Source organism: Polynucleobacter sp. UB-Tiil-W10 (assembly GCF_018881605.1).
In the GTDB taxonomy this organism is placed as follows: Bacteria; Pseudomonadota; Gammaproteobacteria; order Burkholderiales; family Burkholderiaceae; genus Polynucleobacter.
The window spans coordinates 1,910,352-1,932,493 of sequence record NZ_JACVPZ010000001.1 but is presented as its reverse complement, the minus strand read 5'-3'; the positions used below and the strand labels follow the sequence as shown (position 1 = coordinate 1,932,493).

The 22,142-nt window shown below is 44.5% G+C and carries 19 protein-coding genes; 17 read left to right on the top strand and 2 right to left on the bottom strand.

The window, feature by feature from the left end:
• Window positions 1–2: 2 nt before the first annotated feature.
• From nuoH to ICN33_RS09795, 15 genes are all read left to right on the top strand, one after another.
• Window positions 3–1,076 carry an NADH-quinone oxidoreductase subunit NuoH gene (nuoH, locus tag ICN33_RS09865; protein ID WP_216196401.1) on the top strand — a complete coding sequence of 358 codons (1,074 nt, stop codon included), beginning with the start codon at window positions 3–5 and terminating at the stop codon, window positions 1,074–1,076.
• Between the two features lie 11 nt (window positions 1,077–1,087).
• Window positions 1,088–1,579 (top strand): NADH-quinone oxidoreductase subunit NuoI, encoded by a 492-nt coding sequence (gene nuoI, locus ICN33_RS09860; protein ID WP_216196400.1) that lies wholly within the window; start codon window positions 1,088–1,090, stop codon window positions 1,577–1,579.
• A gap of 20 nt (window positions 1,580–1,599) precedes the next feature.
• Entirely contained in the window at window positions 1,600–2,247 is a 648-nt protein-coding gene (locus tag ICN33_RS09855) for an NADH-quinone oxidoreductase subunit J (RefSeq protein WP_216196399.1), read from the top strand.
• Window positions 2,244–2,552 (top strand): NADH-quinone oxidoreductase subunit NuoK, encoded by a 309-nt coding sequence (gene nuoK / locus ICN33_RS09850; protein WP_128113589.1) that lies wholly within the window; start codon window positions 2,244–2,246, stop codon window positions 2,550–2,552. The genes ICN33_RS09855 and nuoK overlap by 4 nt, the downstream gene beginning before the upstream one ends.
• A gap of 2 nt (window positions 2,553–2,554) precedes the next feature.
• Window positions 2,555–4,615: an NADH-quinone oxidoreductase subunit L gene (gene nuoL, locus ICN33_RS09845; protein ID WP_216196398.1), complete on the top strand. Its 2,061-nt coding sequence runs from the start codon at window positions 2,555–2,557 to the stop codon at window positions 4,613–4,615.
• 24 nt (window positions 4,616–4,639) lie between these two features.
• Window positions 4,640–6,106: an NADH-quinone oxidoreductase subunit M gene (locus ICN33_RS09840; protein WP_216196397.1), complete on the top strand. Its 1,467-nt coding sequence runs from the start codon at window positions 4,640–4,642 to the stop codon at window positions 6,104–6,106.
• 10 nt (window positions 6,107–6,116) lie between these two features.
• Window positions 6,117–7,616, top strand: coding sequence for an NADH-quinone oxidoreductase subunit NuoN (nuoN, locus tag ICN33_RS09835; protein WP_216196396.1), 1,500 nt, complete (start codon window positions 6,117–6,119; stop codon window positions 7,614–7,616).
• A gap of 124 nt (window positions 7,617–7,740) precedes the next feature.
• Window positions 7,741–8,340: an NUDIX domain-containing protein gene (locus ICN33_RS09830; RefSeq protein ID WP_216196395.1), complete on the top strand. Its 600-nt coding sequence runs from the start codon at window positions 7,741–7,743 to the stop codon at window positions 8,338–8,340.
• Window positions 8,341–8,404: 64 nt separating this feature from the next.
• Window positions 8,405–8,890, top strand: coding sequence for a DUF1178 family protein (locus tag ICN33_RS09825; RefSeq protein ID WP_216196394.1), 486 nt, complete (start codon window positions 8,405–8,407; stop codon window positions 8,888–8,890).
• A gap of 182 nt (window positions 8,891–9,072) precedes the next feature.
• Window positions 9,073–10,875 (top strand): methyl-accepting chemotaxis protein, encoded by a 1,803-nt coding sequence (locus ICN33_RS09820; protein ID WP_216196393.1) that lies wholly within the window; start codon window positions 9,073–9,075, stop codon window positions 10,873–10,875.
• A gap of 42 nt (window positions 10,876–10,917) precedes the next feature.
• Window positions 10,918–13,248 (top strand): chemotaxis protein CheA, encoded by a 2,331-nt coding sequence (locus ICN33_RS09815; RefSeq protein ID WP_216196392.1) that lies wholly within the window; start codon window positions 10,918–10,920, stop codon window positions 13,246–13,248.
• Window positions 13,245–13,703: a chemotaxis protein CheW gene (locus tag ICN33_RS09810; RefSeq protein ID WP_216196391.1), complete on the top strand. Its 459-nt coding sequence runs from the start codon at window positions 13,245–13,247 to the stop codon at window positions 13,701–13,703. Before ICN33_RS09815 ends, ICN33_RS09810 begins: the two co-directional genes overlap by 4 nt.
• Window positions 13,704–13,766: 63 nt before the next feature.
• The gene (locus tag ICN33_RS09805) at window positions 13,767–14,924 is read left to right on the top strand and encodes a chemotaxis response regulator protein-glutamate methylesterase (protein WP_216196390.1); all 1,158 of its coding nucleotides are present in this window, start codon (window positions 13,767–13,769) and stop codon (window positions 14,922–14,924) included.
• Window positions 14,921–15,757 carry a protein-glutamate O-methyltransferase CheR gene (locus ICN33_RS09800; RefSeq protein ID WP_216196389.1) on the top strand — a complete coding sequence of 279 codons (837 nt, stop codon included), beginning with the start codon at window positions 14,921–14,923 and terminating at the stop codon, window positions 15,755–15,757. The genes ICN33_RS09805 and ICN33_RS09800 overlap by 4 nt, the downstream gene beginning before the upstream one ends.
• Before the next feature lie 29 nt (window positions 15,758–15,786).
• Window positions 15,787–16,905 (top strand): adenylate/guanylate cyclase domain-containing protein, encoded by a 1,119-nt coding sequence (locus ICN33_RS09795; RefSeq protein WP_216196388.1) that lies wholly within the window; start codon window positions 15,787–15,789, stop codon window positions 16,903–16,905.
• A 71-nt stretch (window positions 16,906–16,976) separates the two neighbouring features.
• Here the strand turns inward: ICN33_RS09795 and ICN33_RS09790 are convergent, their stop codons facing one another.
• The gene (locus ICN33_RS09790; protein ID WP_216196387.1) at window positions 16,977–18,497 is read right to left on the bottom strand and encodes a CoA-acylating methylmalonate-semialdehyde dehydrogenase; all 1,521 of its coding nucleotides are present in this window, start codon (window positions 18,495–18,497) and stop codon (window positions 16,977–16,979) included.
• A gap of 163 nt (window positions 18,498–18,660) precedes the next feature.
• Between ICN33_RS09790 and ICN33_RS09785 the strand changes: the two genes are divergently transcribed.
• On the top strand, window positions 18,661–19,782 hold the full coding sequence (locus ICN33_RS09785) for an NADH:flavin oxidoreductase/NADH oxidase (protein ID WP_216196386.1): 1,122 nt from the start codon (window positions 18,661–18,663) through the stop codon (window positions 19,780–19,782).
• A 29-nt stretch (window positions 19,783–19,811) separates the two neighbouring features.
• A complete protein-coding gene (locus ICN33_RS09780) occupies window positions 19,812–20,786 on the top strand; it encodes a tripartite tricarboxylate transporter substrate binding protein (protein WP_216196385.1) in 975 nt (324 codons plus the stop codon).
• 8 nt (window positions 20,787–20,794) lie between these two features.
• On the opposite strand, the gene ICN33_RS09775 is transcribed toward ICN33_RS09780, so the two are convergent.
• Complete coding sequence (locus ICN33_RS09775; protein ID WP_216196384.1) at window positions 20,795–22,105, bottom strand: amidase; 1,311 nt, start codon at window positions 22,103–22,105, stop codon at window positions 20,795–20,797.
• Between the last annotated feature and the right edge of the window lie 37 nt (window positions 22,106–22,142).

The window sequence follows — 22,142 nt, the reverse complement described above, 5'->3', positions numbered from 1 at the left end:
AGATGGATAATTTCTTGAACCTCATCACCACTCAAGGCGAGGCCATTTTTGGCTCACTTTGGCCTTTAGTTTGGGCATTAGTACGGATTGTCATCATCGTATTGCCGATGTTCGGATGCGTTGCTTACTTAACTCTCTGGGAAAGAAAGTTAATTGGTTGGATGCATATTCGCCTTGGGCCAAATCGCGTTGGTCCTTTGGGTTTATTGCAGCCGATTGCTGATGCGTTGAAGTTGTTGATGAAGGAGATTATTGCTCCTGCTCAAGCTAGCAAAGTTCTGTACTTTATTGCCCCCATTATGGTGATCATGCCTGCCTTTGCTGCATGGGCTGTTATTCCCTTTCAAGCGAAGATGGTGCTAGCCGATGTCAATGCAGGCTTGCTGTACATCATGGCCATTTCTTCCATTGGTGTCTATGGCGTGATCTTGGCCGGTTGGTCTTCTAACTCTAAATATCCATTCCTCGGCGCAATGCGCGCATCGGCCCAAATGATCTCTTACGAGATTGCGATGGGCTTTGCATTGGTTACTGTGTTGCTAACTTCTGGCTCATTGAATTTGAGCACGATTGTTGCCTCACAAGAGCAGGGCTACTTTGCAAGCATTGGCCTGAATTTTCTGTCATGGAATTGGTTGCCTCTATTGCCAATGTTCTTAATTTATTTCATCTCTGGTGTAGCTGAAACTAACCGCCATCCATTTGACGTAGTTGAGGGTGAATCTGAGATAGTTGCTGGACACATGGTTGAATACTCAGGCATGTCTTTTGCCATGTTCTTCTTGGCTGAATATGCCAACATGATTTTGATTGCAGCCGTTGCTTCAATTATGTTCCTGGGCGGCTGGTTGCCCATCGTTGACCTACCGATCTTGCGCGACATTCCAGGCTTCTTCTGGTTATTCGGTAAAACCTTCTTCCTTCTATCTTGTGTAATTTGGTTGCGTGCCACATTGCCACGTTATCGCTATGACCAAATCATGCGTTTGGGTTGGAAAATCTTTATTCCCATCTCAGTATTTTGGGTGGTTGTTATCGGCGCTTGGGTTGTATCCCCATGGAATATTTGGAAATAAGTTGACCAATCATGTTTAAGAAAATTTCCCAATTCCTCGATAGCTTGATGCTGAAAGACATCCTCACTGGTATGTCTATTACTGGTCGTTATTTATTCAAACCCAAAATTACTATTCAATATCCGGAAGAGAAGACGCCTTTGTCTGCTCGTTTCCGTGGCTTGCATGCATTGCGTCGCTATGAAAATGGTGAAGAGCGTTGCATTGGCTGCAAACTCTGTGAGGCGGTCTGCCCAGCTTATGCCATCACTATTGAAACCGCTGAGCGAGATGACGGTACTCGACGCACTAGCCGTTATGACATCGATCTCACAAAATGTATTTTCTGTGGTTTCTGTGAAGAGGCTTGTCCAGTAGACGCCATTGTTGAAACCAATATTTTTGAATATTTTGGGGATAAGCGCGGCGATCTGTATTTCACTAAAGAAATGCTTTTGGCTGTTGGCGATAAATATGAAAAAGATATCGCCGCTAACCGTGCAGCTGATGCACCTTACCGTTAATCGAATAGAGCTGAACTAATATGACATTCGATCCATCTATTTTATTTGCCGCTTTCTTTTACGGATTTGCAGGTCTGTTGGTCATCTCCGCCTTGCGCGTGATCACTGCCCGCAATCCAGTGCATGCGGCACTATTCTTGGTATTGGCTTTCTTTTGTGCGTCTGGACTCTGGATGCTACTCAAAGCGGAGTTCTTAAGCTTAGCTTTGATTCTGGTTTATGTAGGCGCTGTAATGGTGTTGTTCTTATTTGTGGTCATGATGCTAGATCTGGATATAGAACATCTCCGTAGAGATTTTAAAAAGTATCTACCAGTTGCCTTTTTAATGGGTGCGGTAATTGTTTTAGAGCTCTCCATTGTGATCATTCGTAGCTTTATTGGTACCAATGCCCCAGTACAGCCTATGCCAGAAGAAATGATGGCTAACAATACTCAAGCTTTAGGCATGTTGATCTTTGTCGACTATGTTTATGCCTTTGAAGTGGCTGGTGTCATTTTGTTGGTAGCCATCATTGCTGCTGTTGCATTGACATTGCGTAATCGCAAAGACTCTAAATCACAAAATATTCATGAGCAGGTCAATGTGGTTGCTGCAGATCGTATGCGTATTGTGAAAATGGGTTCTGACATGGCTGCAAAGCAAGATGCAAGAGGAGAGAAGAAATGAACATTACTCTTGCCCATTATTTGGTGCTTGGTGCAATTCTGTTCGCCACCAGCGTTATCGGAATTTTCTTAAACCGTAAGAATGTCATCGTACTGCTAATGGCAATTGAACTAATGCTTCTTTCGGTCAACATGAACTTCGTAGCTTTCTCCCATTACTTGGGTGATATGGCGGGTCAAGTATTCGTATTCTTTATTTTGACTGTGGCAGCTGCTGAGGCAGCTATCGGCTTGGCAATTTTGGTTGTGCTCTTCCGTAAGGTTGACACCATTAATGCCGAAGATCTTGACCACCTAAAAGGCTAGTGATGCAATTGACCTTAAACATTCCCGTACTCTGCGCCATTCCTTTGGCGCCATTGGTTGGCTCCATGATTGCCGGCTTCTTTGGCACTAAGCTAGGTGGCAACCGCATTGGACATGGTGCAAGTCAGTTTGTCACTATTTTGGGCGTAACGATTGCTTTTGTGCTGTCTTGCAATGTTTTAGTTCAGGTAATGGATGGCTTCTATTTCAACGGCACGGTGTATCGCTGGATGCAATTGGGCGAACTCAATTTAGATATTGGCTTCTTAATTGATCCTTTAGCTGCAACGATGATGTGCGTAGTGACCTTTGTGTCATTGATGGTCCATATCTACACCATTGGCTATATGCATGGTGAAGAAGGTTATAACCGTTTCTTCTCCTATATCTCATTGTTTACTTTTGCCATGCTGATGTTGGTGATGAGTAATAACCTTTTACAACTCTTCTTCGGTTGGGAGGCGGTGGGTGTAGTTTCTTATTTGCTCATTGGCTTTTATTTCGATCGCCAGTCTGCTGTATTCGCAAATATGAAGGCCTTCTTAGTCAATCGTGTTGGCGACTTCGGATTCATCCTTGGTATTGGTATTTTGCTAGCCAGCACAGGATCAATGCAGTACGACGTTATCTTTTCTCAGAACTCCGCATTGGCAGCGCAAACCCTTCCAGGCACAAGCTGGAATTTGATGACTGTTGCTTGTATTTGCCTGTTCATTGGTGCAATGGGTAAATCTGCACAATTTCCATTGCATGTTTGGTTGCCTGACTCGATGGAAGGCCCGACACCAATCTCAGCATTGATTCATGCGGCAACCATGGTTACTGCAGGTATTTTCATGGTGTCCCGGATGTCGCCATTGTTTGAACTTTCAGATACGGCATTAAGCTTTATCTTGGTGATTGGCTCTATTACCGCACTCTTTATGGGATTCCTGGGGATCGTACAAAACGATATCAAGCGCGTAGTTGCCTATTCCACTTTGTCTCAGTTGGGTTATATGACTGTTGCCTTGGGTGTGTCTGCCTATCCAGTCGCCATCTTCCACTTGATGACTCACGCTTTCTTCAAGGCCTTATTGTTTCTTGCTGCTGGTAGCGTCATTCTTGGCATGCATCATGAGCAAGATATGCGCAAGATGGGCGGTCTTTGGAAGTACATGCCAATTACTTGCCTCATGATGTTATTGGGTAACCTGGCACTGGTTGGTACGCCTTTCTTCTCAGGCTTCTATTCAAAAGATTCCATTATTGAAGCGGTTGCTGCTAGCCATATTCCAGGCTCTGGCTTCGCTTACTTTGCTGTAATGGCAAGTGTCTTCGTAACCGCCTTGTATTCATTCCGTTTGTATTTTTATGTTTTCCACGGCAAAGCTCGCTGGGGACATGAAGATTCTCATGTGCATGATGATCACCATGAACATGCAGAGCAGGGCGATGATCATGCTCACCATGGCTTGGCTCCTGGTCAAAAACCGCATGAATCACCGTTTGTTGTGACATTGCCTTTAATTCTCTTGGCAATTCCATCTGTAATCATTGGTTTCTACACTATTTCTCCGCTGCTATTCGGAACTTACTTTGGCGACTCCATTTTTATTGATTTAGCGCGCCATCCAGTAATGAAGGAATTAGAAGATGAATTCCATGGCCCAGTTGCTATGGCAATTCATGCATTTACATCTCCTGTATTGCTGTTGGTAGTTCTTGGCGTATTGACTGCTGCTATTGGTTATCTATGGGCACCAAAGTTGCCGGGCAAAGTTGCACAAGCACTTGCTCCAATCAAAAAATTGCTTGATAACAAGTACTACCTAGATGAATTGAATCAAGCTGTATTTGCCAAGGGTCTGATTTGGATCGGCAGCTTCTTATGGCACCGCGGCGATCAAAAGATCATCGATGGTTTCTTCGTTAACGGCAGTGCGCATGCAGTAGGGCGCTTTGCTGGAGTAATACGTCATTTGCAATCCGGTTATCTCTATCACTATGCCTTTGCAATGATTGCAGGCTTAGCGGTATTGCTTGCTTGGGTTTTGTACGCTTACCTGCCTTTTGTTCGCTAGGCCTTTGTTACTTAAGTAGCCACTATGATTCTTTCTTACGCCATTTGGACCCCGATTGTTTTTGGACTCATTATTCTGTTTTATGGGTCTGAGAAGCCATCTGCAGGAGTTCGCTGGTTAGCGCTCGTCGGTGCTGTGCTCGGCTTCATTGCGACTCTGCCACTCGTTATCAATTTTGATATCGCTAACCCTGGAATGCAGTTTGTAGAAAAGCTAAGCTGGATTCCACGCTACGACATTAACTATCACCTCGGTATTGACGGCATCTCTGTTTGGTTCATTGTCCTCACTGCCTTCATTAATATTATTGTGGTGATTGCCGCTTGGGAAGTAATCCAAACTAAAGTTTCTCAATACTTTGCTTCTTTCATGATCCTGTCTGGATTGATGATTGGCGTGTTTTCTGCATTAGACGCCTTGCTGTTCTATGTATTCTTTGAAGCGACCTTAATTCCGATGTACATCATCATTGGCGTCTGGGGCGGTCACAATCGTATCTATGCGGCATTCAAGTTCTTCTTGTATACCTTGCTCGGTTCCTTGTTGACTTTGGTTGCTATGCTTTACCTGTACAACGTTACGAATACGTTTGATATCTTGGCTTGGCAAAATGCGCGTTTAGATATTGTGGTGCAGGTCTTGTTGTTTGCTGCATTCTTCATGGCATTTGCTGTGAAGGTGCCAATGTGGCCATTGCACACTTGGTTGCCAGACGTTCACGTTGAGGCGCCAACGGGTGGCTCGGTTGTCTTGGCTGCCATCATGCTAAAACTGGGTGCTTATGGCTTCCTACGTTTCTCATTACCAATCGCACCTGATGCAAGTCAGTATTTAGGCCCATTTGTAATCTTCTTGTCTTTAGTTGCAGTGATCTATGTGGGCGCTGTTGCATTAGTTCAAAAGGACATGAAAAAGCTGGTTGCGTACTCATCGGTTGCGCATATGGGTTTCGTGACTTTAGGTTTCTTCCTCTTCAGTCCATTGGGTATTGAGGGCGGCATCGTTCAAATGATTTCTCACGGCTTTGTTGCCGGCGCAATGTTCCTGTCAATTGGCGTGCTCTACGATCGGATGCATACGCGTCAAATCGCTGATTACGGCGGTGTAGTGCACCGTATGCCTGCGTTTACCGCTTTTGCGGTCTTGATGGCAATGGCTAACTGTGGTTTGCCGGCGACCTCTGGTTTCGTAGGCGAGTTCATGGTGATATTGGCCGCCGTAGATTATGATTTTGTGATTGGTATTTTGGCTGCAACAGCATTGATTTTGGGTGCCGCTTATTCCTTGTGGATGGTAAAGCGTGTATTTTTCGGCACCATTAACAATGCTCATGTTGAAGAGCTCAAAGATCTCAATGCCCGTGAGTATTTCTTGATGGCGGTTTTATCGATCTGCGTCATTGGTATGGGTGTTTATCCAAAGCCATTCACCGACATCATTCACCCAGCTGTAATTAATCTGCTGCAGCATGTTGCTGTAAGCAAACTCTGAGTAAGTACAAATGCAAGCATTCGATCTATACGCCATCCTGCCGGAACTTGTTCTACTCGTTGTAACTTGCTTATTGCTGGTTGCCAGCGTTTATGTACCTGAGAGAGCGACACCTACTCCCGGTGTAGAGCAAGACATTTTCCATACTCCGCGTGGTGTTGGTTTTGTGTACTTCTTCTCGCTAATCTTGTTGGTGTACCTGATTTTCGCCTTAGTTGGACGCATGGGTGATCCAGCATTGGTAGCAATGAATGGTTTATTTCAGTCTGATCCATTTTCAAACTTGTTGAAGGCTTGTTCTTGTATCGCCGTATTAGTGAGCTTGATTTATTCCAAGCAATACTTGATGGATCGCGCTTTATTCCGTCCTGACTTCATTGTTTTGGCTTTACTTGCCTTGCTTGGGCAGTTTGTATTGATCTCAGGTGCAAATCTGTTGACTTTGTATCTCGGCCTAGAATTAATGGCTCTTCCTACCTATGCGTTAGTTGCAATGCGCCACAGTAGCGAGAAGAGTGTTGAGGCTGGTATTAAGTATTTCATCCTGGGCGCATTAGCCTCTGGTTTTCTGCTTTATGGCATGTCCATGCTGTACGGTGTCACTGGTTCTCTTGATCTGATTGAGATCTTCAAAACGGTTGCAGATCCCCGAGTGAATCATTTAGTTATGGCTTTTGGATTGGTATTCATTGTTGCTGGCTTAGCCTTTAAGTTGGGGGTTGTGCCGTTTCATATGTGGGTGCCTGATGTTTATCAAGGTGCGCCAACGGCTGTCACTTTAATGATTGCTGCAGCACCCAAGCTTGCTGCCTTTGCTTTGTTATTCCGTTTGTTGGTAAATACTTTATTGCCTTTACTAGGTGATTGGCAGCCAATGTTGGTCTTGCTAGCTGTCTTATCTCTTGTTGTTGGTAATGTGACCGCGATAGCACAAACAAATATCAAGCGCATGCTGGCTTATTCTGCCATCGCACAAATGGGCTTTGTGCTCTTGGGTATGTTGTCTGTATTTGATGATCATGCATTTAGCGCAGCCATGTTCTATTCAATTACCTATGTTTTGACAACGCTTGGTACCTTTGGCTTGTTGATGGCTTTGTCACGCAAGGGCTACGACTGCGAAACCTTGGATGGTCTAAAGGGTTTAAACAAGAAGCACCCATGGTTTGCCTTTATTGGCCTAGTCATGATGTTCTCTTTAGCAGGGATTCCGCCTACAGTTGGTTTTGCATCTAAATTAGGCGTTCTAGAAGCCCTTGTGGATGCTGAGCATACCTTCTTGGCAGTCATTGCTGTGATGGCTTCTTTGGTGGGTGCTTTTTATTACTTGCGCGTAGTGAAGGTGATGTATTTTGATGAACCTGAGCACGAGATCACAGTTTCTGGTTCCGGCATTGCCAAAGGCATCTTGAGCTTAAATTGCTTATTGGTCTTGGTGCTAGGCATTGTTCCTGCAGGACTCATGAGTTTATGTTTGGATGCAATGCGCCGTACGTTGCTGGGATCTTAATTCTTCCAAACCAGTTTAATAAAGGCTCCTATTGGGAGCCTTTATTGTTTTAAAGCCATCAAAATGACATGAACATTTATTAAGATGTTTTAATCAATTCTTCATAAATCAACGATCAATAGCCATGACAGAAAAATTCTTTGAAGATCTTCCAGCGGGGGATAAACATCTACGTGAGGAACGTTTATCTGGCGAAGATATTTACGGCGGCATTTTCTTGAACATGAAGCGCGATACCGTTTCATTGCCAAATGGCGAACAAGCTATACGTGAGTATTTAACGCATCCTGGTGCGGTTGCCATCGTTGCATTATTGGAGGATGGTAGGGTGCTTCTGGAGCGCCAGTATCGCTATCCGATTGCCAAAGCCTGTATTGAAATTCCTGCGGGTAAATTAGATCCAAAAGAAGACCATTTAGTTTGCGCAAAACGTGAGCTTGAGGAAGAGACTGGCTACACCGCCAAAAAATGGAGCTTGATAAGACGTATCCATCCAGTAATCTCGTATTCAACCGAGTTCATAGATATCTACTTAGCAGAAGATTTAGTGCCTGGCAAAAGTCACCTTGACGAGGAAGAGTTTCTGGATGTATTTGCTGCCCCTCTAGAGCAATTGATAGGCTGGGTTGAGGCTGGCGAGATTACGGACGTTAAAACCACCATATCAACCTATTGGCTTGATCGCTATCGTCGTGGACTAGTGAAGCCAACGCTAATTCTCTAGGGTTATTCAAACCCGATTAAAATGGGGGTATTGAATTTATCGTTTTTGCCCTTATATACGTTTTATGAAAGTTTATAACTTAGCCTGCCCATTAGATCATCGCTTTGAAGGATGGTTTGCCTCCGAAGAGGATTGCCTTGCTCAGCAAGACAAGGGAATGCTCGCCTGTCCTGTATGCGACAGCACTGAAATCACCCGCATGCCGTCTGCTCCACATATCGGTAAATCTAGCTCCACAGAGTTAGCGGTTTCTAAGCCAGAGCCAAGCAATCCGAGCGGGGACGTTGTTGCGCTTACCGGTAACGATCATTCAAACCTAGAAGCCCAAGTTCAAGCCGCCTTCTTAAAGGGTATGCGCGAACTGATGGGTCGCTCTGAAGATGTTGGTGACTCTTTTGCTGATGAAGCTAGGAAGATTCATTACAAAGAATCTCCAGAGCGCAGTATTCGGGGTCAAACTACCTTGGATGAAGCAGAGTCACTTAGGGAGGAGGGCATTGAGGTCCTAGCTATGCCCATGCTGCCTGCCTTCAAAAATACCCTGCAGTAATCTTGCGTTAGTACTTTTATACTACCTAGTAATTACCCTTAAGATTGCTCGTTTTTGCCACCCGTTTTTTTATAGGGCCGTTTCATTATTTATCTAAATTGGGGCAAAGATAACTATTTCTTAAAGAAAAAAATGTATTATGAAATGGTTATTTTTTTCAATCCATTCTGGTGCCCCGAATCATGTCCTTGTTCAAAAACTTTGAAAAACTCAAACTCAAAACCAAGCTGGTCATTGGTTTTTCTTTAGTCGTTTTATTTTCAATCATTATTGCAGGCGCATCATTTTGGGCCTTTGATGAATTGATTGGTAATACTAAAAAGATGTATGAGAAAGACTTATTGGGAATTTCTTATTTACGTCAGCTCAATCGAGATGTCAATATCATCGGTCGTACAACCAACCGTTACATCCTGGCAGTAAATGCTGGTGATTCTGAGAGCGCACAGAAATCATTGGATACGATTGCGAAGACCAAAAAAACGCAGATGGAGCTTTACGAAAAAGCAAAGTCCACGATTATTCGCCCTGCTTTAAAAGAGAAAATTGACAATGTAAAGCCTGATCTCGAAGCCTACTATGCTGCAGTGGATAAAGTAGTACTTTCCACTCAGACTAACACCCCGGCAATTTCAGGCTATAAAGCTATTACCGCGAAAGATTATCAGGATTTAGTTTCCAAGCTTTCTGCTGAGATTAAAGAGATCAGTGAGCTCAAAGCCCAGGGTGCTGAACAGAATATGGAAAAGGCCATGGAGTTGGCTTCTTTTGTAAAAACACTGCTTGGAGCGATGTTGGCTATTGCCATCCTCTTTTCTTTAGTCATTATTTATCTCGTCAATAAATCCATTAACGGACCAATTAACAGCCTGGCTGCATCTATTAGTGATCTAGCTGACGCTAAATTACATAACGCTATAGCGAATACCGATTACAACAATGAAATTGGCACGATGGCTAAAGCCGTTGGTGTTTTACAGGTTAGCTTGCAAAAAGCCGATCAGTTAGCAACCCTGGATCGTGAAAATAATATCAAAGCCCAAGAAACTACCAAGCAGATTGGTGAGATCATTTCTGCAGCAGCTGCTGGTGATTTCACAGCCGAAGTGCCATTAGCTGGTAAAGAAGGTTTCTTCCTCGATATCAGCACGCAGGTGAATCGTTTAATCGATACCTCACGTAAGGCATTCCAAGCGATTTCTAAAAATGCAACTTCATTAGCAAGCTCTTCTGAAGAGTTGGCTGCAGTCAGTATGCAGATGAGTTCGAATGCAGAAGAAACCGCCGCGCAAGCTAAAGTAGTATCAGGCGCTGCGGTTGAGGTTAGCTCCAATACCCAGACAGTTGCTGCAGGCGTCGAAGAGATGAGCGCTAGCATTCGAGAAATCTCGATTAATGCAGTCGAAGCTTCTACCGTGGCTAATCAGGCAGTACAAATTGCACAAAGAACGAATGCCACGATGGCCAAGTTAAGTGAGAGCAGTACTGAAATCGGCAGCGTGCTGAAAGTGATTTCTAGTATTGCTGAACAAACTAACCTCTTGGCACTCAATGCCACGATTGAGGCTGCCCGTGCCGGTGAGCTCGGTAAAGGTTTTGCGGTGGTAGCAAACGAAGTGAAAGAGTTGGCAAGGCAAACTGCTAAGGCTACCGAAGAAATTAGTGGCAGCATTACGGCGATTCAGTCTGATACTAATGGTGCGATGGTTTCGATCGAAGAAATTTCCACCATTATTAATAAGATTAATGACATTTCTAGCTTAATCGCCAGCGCAGTAGAGGAGCAGGCAGCTACTACCGGTGAAATGGGTCGTAGCGTTTCTACTGCTGCTTCAAGTAGCGCCAATATTGCTTCGAACATCAGTACTGTATCTGAGGCAGCTCAAAGCACTACTGAGGGCGCTGCAAATACGCAAGTGGCAGCCTCTGATCTGGCCAAGATTGCTAGTGAATTGCAAGATCTCGTTTCTAGATTCAAAGTTTAAGGATTCGATAGGCTTATTGATAGAACAGCGACATAGCAATCTATGAATGATGACGACATCTTAATTGAGTTCATCGTTGAGGCGCGCGAGATATTGGATCAGCTCGACCTCGATTTTGTTCAATTGGAGATAACGCCCGATGACAAAAAATTAGTTGGCAATATTTTCCGTGCGATGCACACCCTTAAAGGGAGTAGCGGATTTTTTGCCTTTAAGCGCCTTGAGAAGGTTTCGCATGCAGGCGAGTCCTTATTGGGAAAAATTCGAGATGGGCAGTTAACGCTAGATACCCAGAAGGCCACAATCTTACTCTCTGCTTTAGATTGCCTGAGAGGCATCATTGAAGGAATTGAAGCCACTCAAACTGAACCTGCTGGTGACGACTCGGTATTGGTTGAGCATTTACTCTCTCTCGCAGCCGGTAAAGAGGTTAATACATCAGCTCCGGTAGCCCAAGTGACTCCGTCTGCTCAGCCAGCACCAACTATTGAACCATCAACGATTTCTACACCAGCACCAGCGTCTGAGCCTGAGCCCGTTTCTCAGGCTGCGTCATCAGAATCACAGGCGAACCCTGTTAAAGCTCCTGTGGTAATTGGTTCAGATGATAGTGAATCCACTGACCAGGTGTGGGCCCCAGATCCTGCCGATATTGTTAAGACCCAAGAATCTGCTGCGCCTGTAAAAGTCAGTCTTGAGTTATTAGATCGCTTGATGAATTTAGTGAGTGAAATGGTGTTAGCAAGAAATCGTCTACTGCCATTTACCAATCAATTTAGTGATCATGATTTTTCAAGCGCAGTTCGTGTCGTTGATTTGCTGACGCTTGAGCTGCAAGAGCGCATGATGAAGACACGCATGCAACCGATTTCTCAAGTTTGGACTAAATTTCCGCGCTTGATGCGTGATGTCTCGAACCAATGTGGCAAGCAAGTGACTTTGATTCAAGAGGGTTCAGAAACAGAGTTAGATAGAACCTTGCTTGATGCTATCCGCGACCCTTTAGTGCATATCATTCGAAATAGCATTGATCATGGTGTTGAGATCCCCGAGGAACGTATCAGACTCGGAAAACCTGAACTGGGCAAAGTCTTACTTCGTGCTAGCCATGAAAATGGAATGGTAGTGATTGAGATTGCTGATGATGGAGCTGGGGTAGATTTTGATTTGGTGCGTCAAAAGGCAATAGAAAAGAATCTGGTTTCTGTGCAACAAGCACAAGAATTATCTGACTTGCAATTACTAGAATTTATTTTCTTACCAGGCTTCTCTACGAAGAGTCAAGTAACCAATCTCTCTGGAAGAGGGGTTGGCATGGATGTAGTCAAGACCAATATCTCCAATATTGGTGGGTCAATTGATATCAATAGTAAGCGTGGCGCTGGCACCAATATTCGCCTGAAAATTCCATTAACACTAGCTATCATGCCAGCGTTATTTGTGCGCTGTGGCTCTGAGCCCTATGCCATACCGCAAAACAGTGTTTTGGAGATGGTGCGCTTAGATTTAAGTGGCGACAGTACTGGCTTGGAAGATTTCTACGGTACACCAGTCTTTAGATTGCGCAATCAATTAGTCCCCATCTTATTTCTAAATCATCAACTTGAAGTCAGTCAAGACTTGCCAGCCGATGATGCAATTCTGAATATTGCGATTTTGCAATCTTCTGGTATTCGTTTTGGTTTAGTTGTAGATGAGGTTCTCAATATGCAAGAGGTGGTTGTTAAGCCTCTTGGACCATTACTTAAAGATGTAAAAGATTTTGCGGGAGCTACTATTTTAGGAAATGGTCGAGTAGCTTTGATTTTAGATATCGATGGAATTGCGATTCAATCTGGTATGGTTGCAAAAATTCAGTCTCGCCCATTAAATGCCGAAAGTACACCCGAGCGATCATCCGACGATGAGGTAGCAATGCTGTCCTTTGAGCTGGAAGGACAGTCACGCCTTGCAATTTATCTTGATAATGTTGAGCGTCTCGAAATGATTTCTCCGAAACAGGTACAACGCAATGGTAATCGCGATGTCATTCAATACGGCAAAGAGATCATGCATTTGCTATACCTGAATCACTACATTGAAGGTGCTGAAAAAACTAAACCCTCTACGGCTGAAGATGAGGTGATCCCTGTCATAGTCCATTACACCAATGGCTTACCAGTGGGCTTAGTTGTTAGTCAAGTGCACGACATTATTCATGTCTCCAAAAATCTACATGAAGCAAATCCTCCGCAAAAAGGCTTGATAGGATGTGTTTCTTTGAACAATCAAGTGATTAACGTGATCGATTTACAAGAAATTTTGATGATGCGTAATTTGCAGGAAAACTCCAAAGAATATCCAGCTGTCATTGATATGGACTTTAGCTCATGAGTATTTCTACGGATTTTGTAACATTTTATTTGGGTGGTCATTACTTTGGCATCAATGCAAGTGATGTGCTCGAGCTCAATCGAAATTTAGAAGTAACACCAGTTCCCAAGAGTGCAAAGTTTGTGCGTGGGATCATGAATTTGCGCGGGCAATTAGTACCAGCAATTGATATGTATGAGCGATTAAGTTTAGAGCGCCATTCCGGCTTAACCGAGTCTATCAGTATTATTTTGCGTAGCGATGGTTTTTTGGTTGCGCTTTTAGTGGATGATGCAGGTGAGATTCTCTCGTTAGATCAAGATACTTTTGAGCCCCCACCGAGTAACTTCTCTGTAATCTCTAGAGAATTGGTGATGGGGGTTCATAAATTGAGCGACAGGCTTTTATTAATTCTAGATCCTCAGCTCATTAACCGGCGCGCCGAAAAGTCAAAGAACCAATTGCTCCTGGCTTAATGGATTGCAATCTTTTCAGGTTTCCCTAGTAGTATCTATGCTCGTATTTTTGTGGATTAAGTAATGAAGTTTGAAGATAAAATTCGAGTGTTGATCGTTGATGATTCTGCCGTCATGCGCCGTATCATCATGACCTCTTTGATGAAACATTCTGATATTGAGGTGGTAGGTACAGCTGCCAATGGTTTACTGGCTATTGAAGCTATTAAACGCTCCAGCCCTGATATTGTGACTTTGGACGTTGAAATGCCAGAGATGGATGGTATTACGGCATTACGTGAGATTCGTAAGATACACCCAACATTGCCGATTATCATGTTTAGCTCTCTCACTCAAAGAGGTGCTAAGGCAACGATGGACGCCTTAACCTATGGTGCTAGTGATTACGTAGGTAAACCTCAGGCTTCATCAAACCCCGCGGATGCATACAAGGTTTTAGAAGAAAGCTTGATTCCTAAGATTAAGGCTTTGTGTCAACGCGAGTCTGGCAAAGTCAAGAAGGCATCATCAATCAAGGAGCGCGGTGCAGCTCGTCGAGAGGCACTATCCATTCCTGTGCCTGAAAAAATAACAACCCTGCCCAGCGAAATAGCTTCCTCTTCATCAAGCACTAAAGTCATTAGGCCTGAAGGGCGCCCTTTGTATCCAGTGGATGCACTGTGTATCGGAGTTTCTACTGGAGGGCCTGCAGCTCTAATGAAGGTTTTTGAACTATGGCGTACACCTTTAACGGTCCCCATCTTCATCGTCCAACATATGCCTCCAAAGTTCACTACTTTATTGGCAGCACGTTTAACGGAAATTGGCGTGATGCCAGTTCAAGAGCCCTATGATGGTCAGGAGGCTGTTGCTGGGCATGCCTATTTAGCGCCAGGGGGCTATCACCTTGAGTTAAGGCGCAAGGGAACAAAAGTGTTTATGTATTTGAATGAAGACCCGCCTGAAAATTCTTGTAGGCCTGCAGTAGATGTTCTATTTAGAAGTGCAGCGAAGGTTTATGGACAGTCATTATTAGCGGTCGTACTAACAGGTATGGGCTACGATGGTCTGCGAGGCGCTGAAGATATTATTCGCAGTAATGGAGTGGTTTTAGCGCAAGACAAGGAGACCAGTGTCATTTGGGGAATGCCTGGTGCGATCGCTCAGGCTGATTTAGCTGAAAAAGTGCTTCCTTTAGAGGCTATACCTGACGAAATTCTATTTCGGACTCAGTTGAAATGAATTTAGACAGTAGCCCACTTGATCAAACAGATGTTGAGGGCTTCTTTAGCTTAGTAGAAAAAAATATTGGCGTAGCCTTGGATGCAAGTAAGGTATACCTCATTCATTCTCGCTTATCTAGCATTGTTACTGAACACCGTTTTGCAGGACATTCAGCCCTATTGCGATTCTTGATTACCAATCCAGTTGGTGAAATTCATTGGCAAGCCTTTGAGGCGATGACCACGAATGAAACCAGTTTTTTTAGAGATATTCATCCATTTGAAATTCTGAAAACAACTATTTTTCCGGATCTCATCCATAAACGAAAAGATTCGCGTGAACTCAATATTTGGTCTGCGGCTTCCTCAACAGGCCAAGAACCTTATAGCATTGCTATTTTATTGCGCGAACATTTTCCTGAACTTACTGGTTGGAAGATCCGCATTTTAGCTACTGATATTTCAGAGCAAGCATTGGAAAAAGCCAGTTTAGGTATTTATAACCAAACGGAAATACAGCGCGGTCTATCTGAGGCTCAAATTCAGCGACATTTTAAGAAATTGCCCAATGGCTATTACGAAATTAATCCAGACCTTCGCAGCATAGTGCAATTTAAGCAGATGAACCTCATCCAAGATTGGCCCTTGATGGCTAAGTTTGATTTGATTTTGATCCGCAATGTCCTTATTTACTTTAATCAAGTCACAAAATCTCAAATTGTTAAGCGCTTATACACACAATTATTGGATTCCTCATCCTATTTAATTTTAGGGTCGTCTGAATCCATCTTATTTGATCAAACTTATAAGATTGTGCAGTTAGATAGGGTTTCCTATTATCAAAAAAGATAAGTTAATTTAGCTAAGGCATATGTATAGAAATGAACATGGAAAACAACAACATCTCACAAGAAATCCTAGAACAAACTAAGGCAATGAAAGTCTTAGTGGTGGACGATAGCCGTACTTTGCGAAAGCTCTTAATTCGTGAACTGAATTCTATTGGCATTACGAATATTCAAGAGGCGGGAGACGGGGTTGAGGCACTTGAGAAGGTGCGCGCCGAAGTCTTCGATCTCATGCTTTTGGATATGGAAATGCCAGAGATGGACGGTCTTGAAACCCTCAAGGCCATTAAATCCTCACCAGAATTACGTTACTTACCAGTCATTATTGTTTCTGGGTCAGAGCACTTTGAGAGAACCATTGAGTGTATTCAGGTAGGGGCAGAAGATTACTTACCTAAACCATTTGATCCTGTGCTGTTGCGTGCGAGGGTATTTTCTTCCCTCGAGAAGAAGCGCCTTCGTGATGTAGATAGGGAGCGGATCATTCAATTGCAGCATGAGAAAGAACTTCTCAATATTGAGCAGATGAAAACTGAAAAGCTGATGCTCAATATTTTGCCAAAGCCGATTGCTGAGAGGCTAAAAAAAGGTGAGAGCAATATTTCAGGGAGCTATCCTGAAGTTACTATTTTGTTTAGTGATTTATCTGGTTTTACCAAAATGTCATCCACCAAAACAGCGGGTGAGTTAGTCAAGCTGTTAAATGACTTATTTGGACGTTTTGATAGAAGGGCGGAAGATTTAGGTTTGGAGAAAATTAAAACGATTGGCGATGCATATATGGCTGCCGGTGGCTTGCCTATACCCCGCTCAGATCACGCCATTATCGTCGCTGATATGGCTCTAGGGATGTTTGAAGATCTAGCATCTTTTAATGCTGATAATGGTATCAATTTAGAAATGCGCATCGGATTAAACTCGGGTCCTGTAGTAGCTGGAGTCATCGGCTTTACTAAGTTTTCATACGATCTTTGGGGTAATACGGTGAATACTGCCAGTCGCATGGAATCCACTTCATTAGTTGGGCGTGTCCATATGACACCAGCAACCGCTGACTTAGTTAGAGATGTGTTTGAGGTTGAGGAGCGTGAATTGGTTGAATGTAAGGGGCTTGGCCAAATCTTGACCTCCTTTTTAAACAAACGAAAGTAATGCCTATTCACATGCTTTGTTAGGAACAAAAAAGCGACCCGAAGGTCGCTTTTTATTCGTCTTAAACAAGCTTACTTCGAAGTCGGCATCACAAACTCTGCGCCTTTAGCAATACTTTCAGGCCAACGTTGCATCACACTCTTTTGCTTGGTATAGAAACGAACACCTTCCTTGCCATATGCATGCATATCGCCAAAGATAGACTTCTTCCAGCCGCCAAAGCCATGCCATGCCATCGGAACCGGAATAGGTACGTTGATACCAACCATACCTACTTGTACACGGCGAGCAAATTCACGAGCAATATTGCCATCGCTGGTAAAGCAGGCAACACCATTACCAAACTCACATGAATTTACTAAGTTAAGTGCATCGGTAAAGTTTGCAACACGGAGGCAAGATAAAACTGGTCCGAAGATTTCTTCCAAATAGATTTTCATATCTGGTGTGACATTGTCAAACAATGTGCCACCAATGAAGAAACCATCTTCACTACCAGGCACTTTGAGACCGCGGCCATCAACAAGGAGTTTTGCGCCCGAAGCTACGCCAGCCTCAATGTAGCCAGTAATGCGCTCAAGAGCCGCTTTAGTAACGATTGGCCCCATTTCAGCATCAAGTTCCATGCCGTTTTTAACTTTTAGAGTCTTAGTGCGCTCGATCAGCTTTGGCATAATTTTCTCTGCTACATCACCAACCAATACCGCTACAGAAATCGCCATACAACGTTCGCCAGCGGAGCCGTAAGCAGCACCAACCAGGGCATCAATTGCTTTATCAATATCAGCATCAGGCATGATCACCATGTGGTTCTTTGCACCGCCTAAAGCTTGGGAGCGCTTGCCAAAGTGAGAGCAGCGCTCATAGATGTAATTGGCAATTGGAGTGGAGCCCACAAAACTTACCGCTTTAACATCTGGATTTTCAATTAAGGCATCAACCGCTTCTTTATCACCTTGAACAACGTTGAATACTCCGTCAGGCAGGCCAGCTTCCTTGAGCAACTTAGCCATAAACAAAGAGGCAGAAGGATCTGTCGGGCTAGGCTTGAGAATGAAAGTATTGCCACAAGCTATTGCCACTGGGAACATCCACATTGGCACCATGACTGGGAAGTTGAATGGGGTGATACCAGCAACCACACCTAAGGGCTGACGCATAACCCAGTTATCAATACCAGTCGATACTTGCTCGGTGTAGTCGCCTTTGAGTAGCTCAGGAATGCCGGTAGCAAATTCCACAATCTCAATGCCACGCGTCACTTCTCCTTGGGCATCGGTAAACACCTTGCCATGTTCTGCTGTAATGATGGCTGCCAACTCATCGCGATGAGCATTTAACAATTCAAGATACTTGAACATGATGCGTGCACGGCGCAATGGGGAGGTTTGGCTCCATGACACAAATGCTATTTGGGCATTGGCTACAACTTCATCAACCTCTTTGCGGCTGGCAAGCGCAACACGGCGCGCTACAGTTCCTTTGGTTGGGTTGTAAACATCGGCAAAGCGACCATCTTTAGGGTTAACTACATTGCCGCCAACAAAGTGGCCAATATCTTCTTTTGATTCAAAGGCTTGAGGTGCGTTCATAGTCTCTTGTAGTGAGTATTTTTAAAGGTTTTAATAATAAAGTCGCTTGGCTTCCTAGCCTGCACAACTTCGCTGTCTCGTTTATTCTGCTTTTTGAGTATTCTATCGCTTTACGGCAATTTTCGTATTTTTTGACCTATTTTTGGGCTTTTTAAGGTACTTCATGAGTCTTTTATTTTCAAGCTACACCCTTGGCTCCCCGAGGGGCCCTTTGACGCTGGCTAATCGTATCGTGGTCGCCCCCATGTGCCAATATTCGGCCAATAACGGCGAGGCAACGGATTGGCATCTGATGCATTGGGGTAACTTACTGAATAGTGGTGCGGCCTTGTTCATTATTGAGGCTACCGGCGTAAGCCCAGAGGCTCGTATTACACCTGCTTGTCTTGGGCTTTGGGATGACCGTACGGAGGCGGCATTAAAGGATAAATTAAGTCGTGCGCGTGCCCTGGCACCAGCTATGCCGGTTTTTATTCAGTTAGCGCATGCGGGACGCAAAGCATCGAGCGCCACTCCCTGGCAAGGCGGTCAATTGCTTGCCAAAGACCAAGGCGGATGGGAAACATTAGCGCCATCTGCGATCCCACAGTTAGATGGTGAGCGACTTCCCCATGAGTTGACAAAGGATGAGTTAAGAAAACTCATTGATGACTTCGTTGCATCAGCACAGCGCGCTGATCGAATTGGAATCGACGGTATTGAATTGCATAGTGCCCACGGTTACTTGCTGCATCAATTCTTATCTCCAATTGCGAACCAACGCACTGATGAATACGGTGGATCCTATGAAAATCGCATTCGTTTTCCCTTGGAATTATTTAAGGCAGTAAGGGAGGTCTATCAAGGCGTTTTAGGCATTCGCTTGTCCGGCCATGACTGGATTGAGGGAGGTTGGACTCCTGAAGAAACGGCGGCATTTACTAAAACCCTGAAGGGATCAGGTTGCGATTTTGTACATATTTCTTCTGGTGGGATCTCGCCTAAGCAAAAGATTGCGATTGGGCCAAACTACCAAGTGCCATTTGCAAAGATTGTTAAAGACCAATCCGGTTTGCCAACCATGACAGTAGGCTTGATCACCGATCCTCAGCAAGCAGAAGATATATTGCAGTCGGGTGATGCGGATCTTATCGCTTTGGCAAGAGCTTTTTTATATAAGCCTCGTTGGGCTTGGGAAGCTGCGGCAGCGTTAAATGCCACCGTTACTGCAAACGAGCGCTATTGGCGTTGTTTGCCGCGTGAGGCTCAGACAGTCTTTGGTGATGTAAAAGTAGGGCAGCGCTAAACTTAAAAAATAATAGCTTGGAGACAGCAATGAAAAGTAATTCAGTTATTCGTGGTGCGCTTACAGCCTTAGGTTTGGGCATCGCAAGCTTAGGTTTTGCTCAATCATTTCCAGATCGACCCATTACCTTGGTAGTGCCAAACCCTCCAGGTGGTTTGGTAGATACTTCGGCCCGTCTATTAAGCGAGCCCTTGACGCGTGTGATTGGTCAACCGGTGGTTGTTGATAACAAGCCTGGAGCAAGTGGTAACACGGCCTATCAATACGTTGCCAAAGCAAAGCCTGATGGCTATACATTGCTAATCTCCTACTCTGGGTATCACGTAGGCAATCCTGCCTTGTTTGATAAATTATCCTGGGATCCCATTAAAGATTTTTCTCCAATAGCCTTGTTAACGGTTTCAACGAATGTCATTGCAGTTCATCCCTCAGTTCCGGTAAACAATCTCAAGGAATTTATTGCTTACGCAAAAGCAAATCCTGGCAAACTCAATTACGCCTCTCAAGGCAATGGCTCCGTGTCGCATATTGGTACAGAAATCTTTAAGCAAACTACCGGTGTAGATATGGTTCACGTTCCATACAAAGGATCTGGTCCAGCGATTCAGGATGTATTAGCGGGGCAAGTTCAAGTCTTTATTAGTACACCCCCATCGGTAATGCAGCATGTCCAGAGCGGCAAGCTGAAGGGCTTGGCGGTGACTGGTAAAAATCGTCATCCTGGAATGCCAAATGTACCGACTACTGCTGAGGCTGGCCTACCATCATTTCAGCTGGAATCTTGGGTTGCTTTGTATGCTCCAGCAGGAACGACGGCCCCAGTTATTTCTAAGCTAACAGACTCAGTGAAGCAGAGCTTAGCGCTGCCAGAAATTAAGGAGCGTGCTGATGCTGCTGGTGTTGAACTCCGTTACCTAAGTCCAGCCCAAACTGATGCTTTGGTGAAGAAAGAAATTCCTTTCTGGAGCAAAGCGATTAAAGCTGCAAACATTACACTCGATTAAGACGTGATCTATGCCTGATCTCGCAAAGTGGGGTCGGGCAATGACAGGGCAAATGCTCGCGCGGCACTAAGCAAGAAATGATCCTTACCTTGCCCTGCAATCAACTGAATTCCGACTGGCAATCCATTGGGACCATTAGCCACATTAATATTGATACAAGGCAAACCTAATAGGGTCCAGCCGCGACAGAAAATGGGATCTCCAGTGCCATCTTTAATGCTGGGTGCCTCACCGATTGCGCTTGGCGCTATCAGGATATCAATCTCTCCACTAAATAACTCTGCCACAGCAGCTTTTGCCTTGCTGGCCAGTTGCAGATCTTTTGCATATTGTTCGTAACTAATTTCTGCGCCGTCGCTGAGTTGCTTGCTCAATTGGGGGCTTAATTTCTTTGCATGATGTACGCGCTCGAATAACAAGCTACGAGACATTTCAGAATGCATGACGCGACTTTGTGCTTGGGTAAGTCCATCGCAGGCTTTAGATAATTTAAGGTCGCCAACCGCTCCCTTGGCAATCATTTCAGCCGCATGTCGAGCTACTGCCAATGCGGTTGCCGTTTCCTTGTGGGCGGCAGACCAATTCGATGTTTTACAAATAGCGATGCGGGGTTTATTGTGCAGGACCTCAATTTTTGCTAGGCGATGATCTCCGCTCATAGCTGCAACACCAAGTCCTACATCTTCAATTGTTCTCCCAAAACAACCCATGGTATCGAGGGTGACAGACAGACTTTTAATGCCTGCAATACTGACTTTGCCCATGCTTGGTTTAAAGCCTACAACTCCACAAAAAGAAGCTGGGCGAATGATTGAACCCGCCGTTTGACTGCCAGTAGCCAGTGGAACCATAAAGTCTGCAACTGCAGCAGCGGAACCGCTGGAGGATCCGCCTGGAGTGTGTTTAGCGTCATGTGGATTGGTGGTGACACCACTTTTAAATGCCGCAAACTCTGTGGTGACAGTTTTACCCAAAATAATGCCGCCAGCTTGCCTCATAAGCGCTACAGAAACTGCATCTGCGGTCGGATAATGATTTGCATAAATGGGGGAGCCGTAGGAGGTTGGCAAGTCATAGGTGTCATAAAGATCCTTAACTCCGATAGGCAAGCCATGCAATATGCCCTGAAATGTACCTTTATCGAGCTGTTTAGCTCTCGATAAGGCATTTTCCTTGCCTAAGCTAGTCCATGCTTTTACGAGGCTTTCTTTTTGTCCTATGCGGTCTAAGCAGGAAAGCAATAAATCGGTAGCCCTAATTTCTCTTTTGGAGAGGGCTTTAATGGCTTGGGTTGCGCTAAGGCTTTCGAGATCTTTCATGCATCCATTCTACTTATGGTGGCGTATGATCGCAATT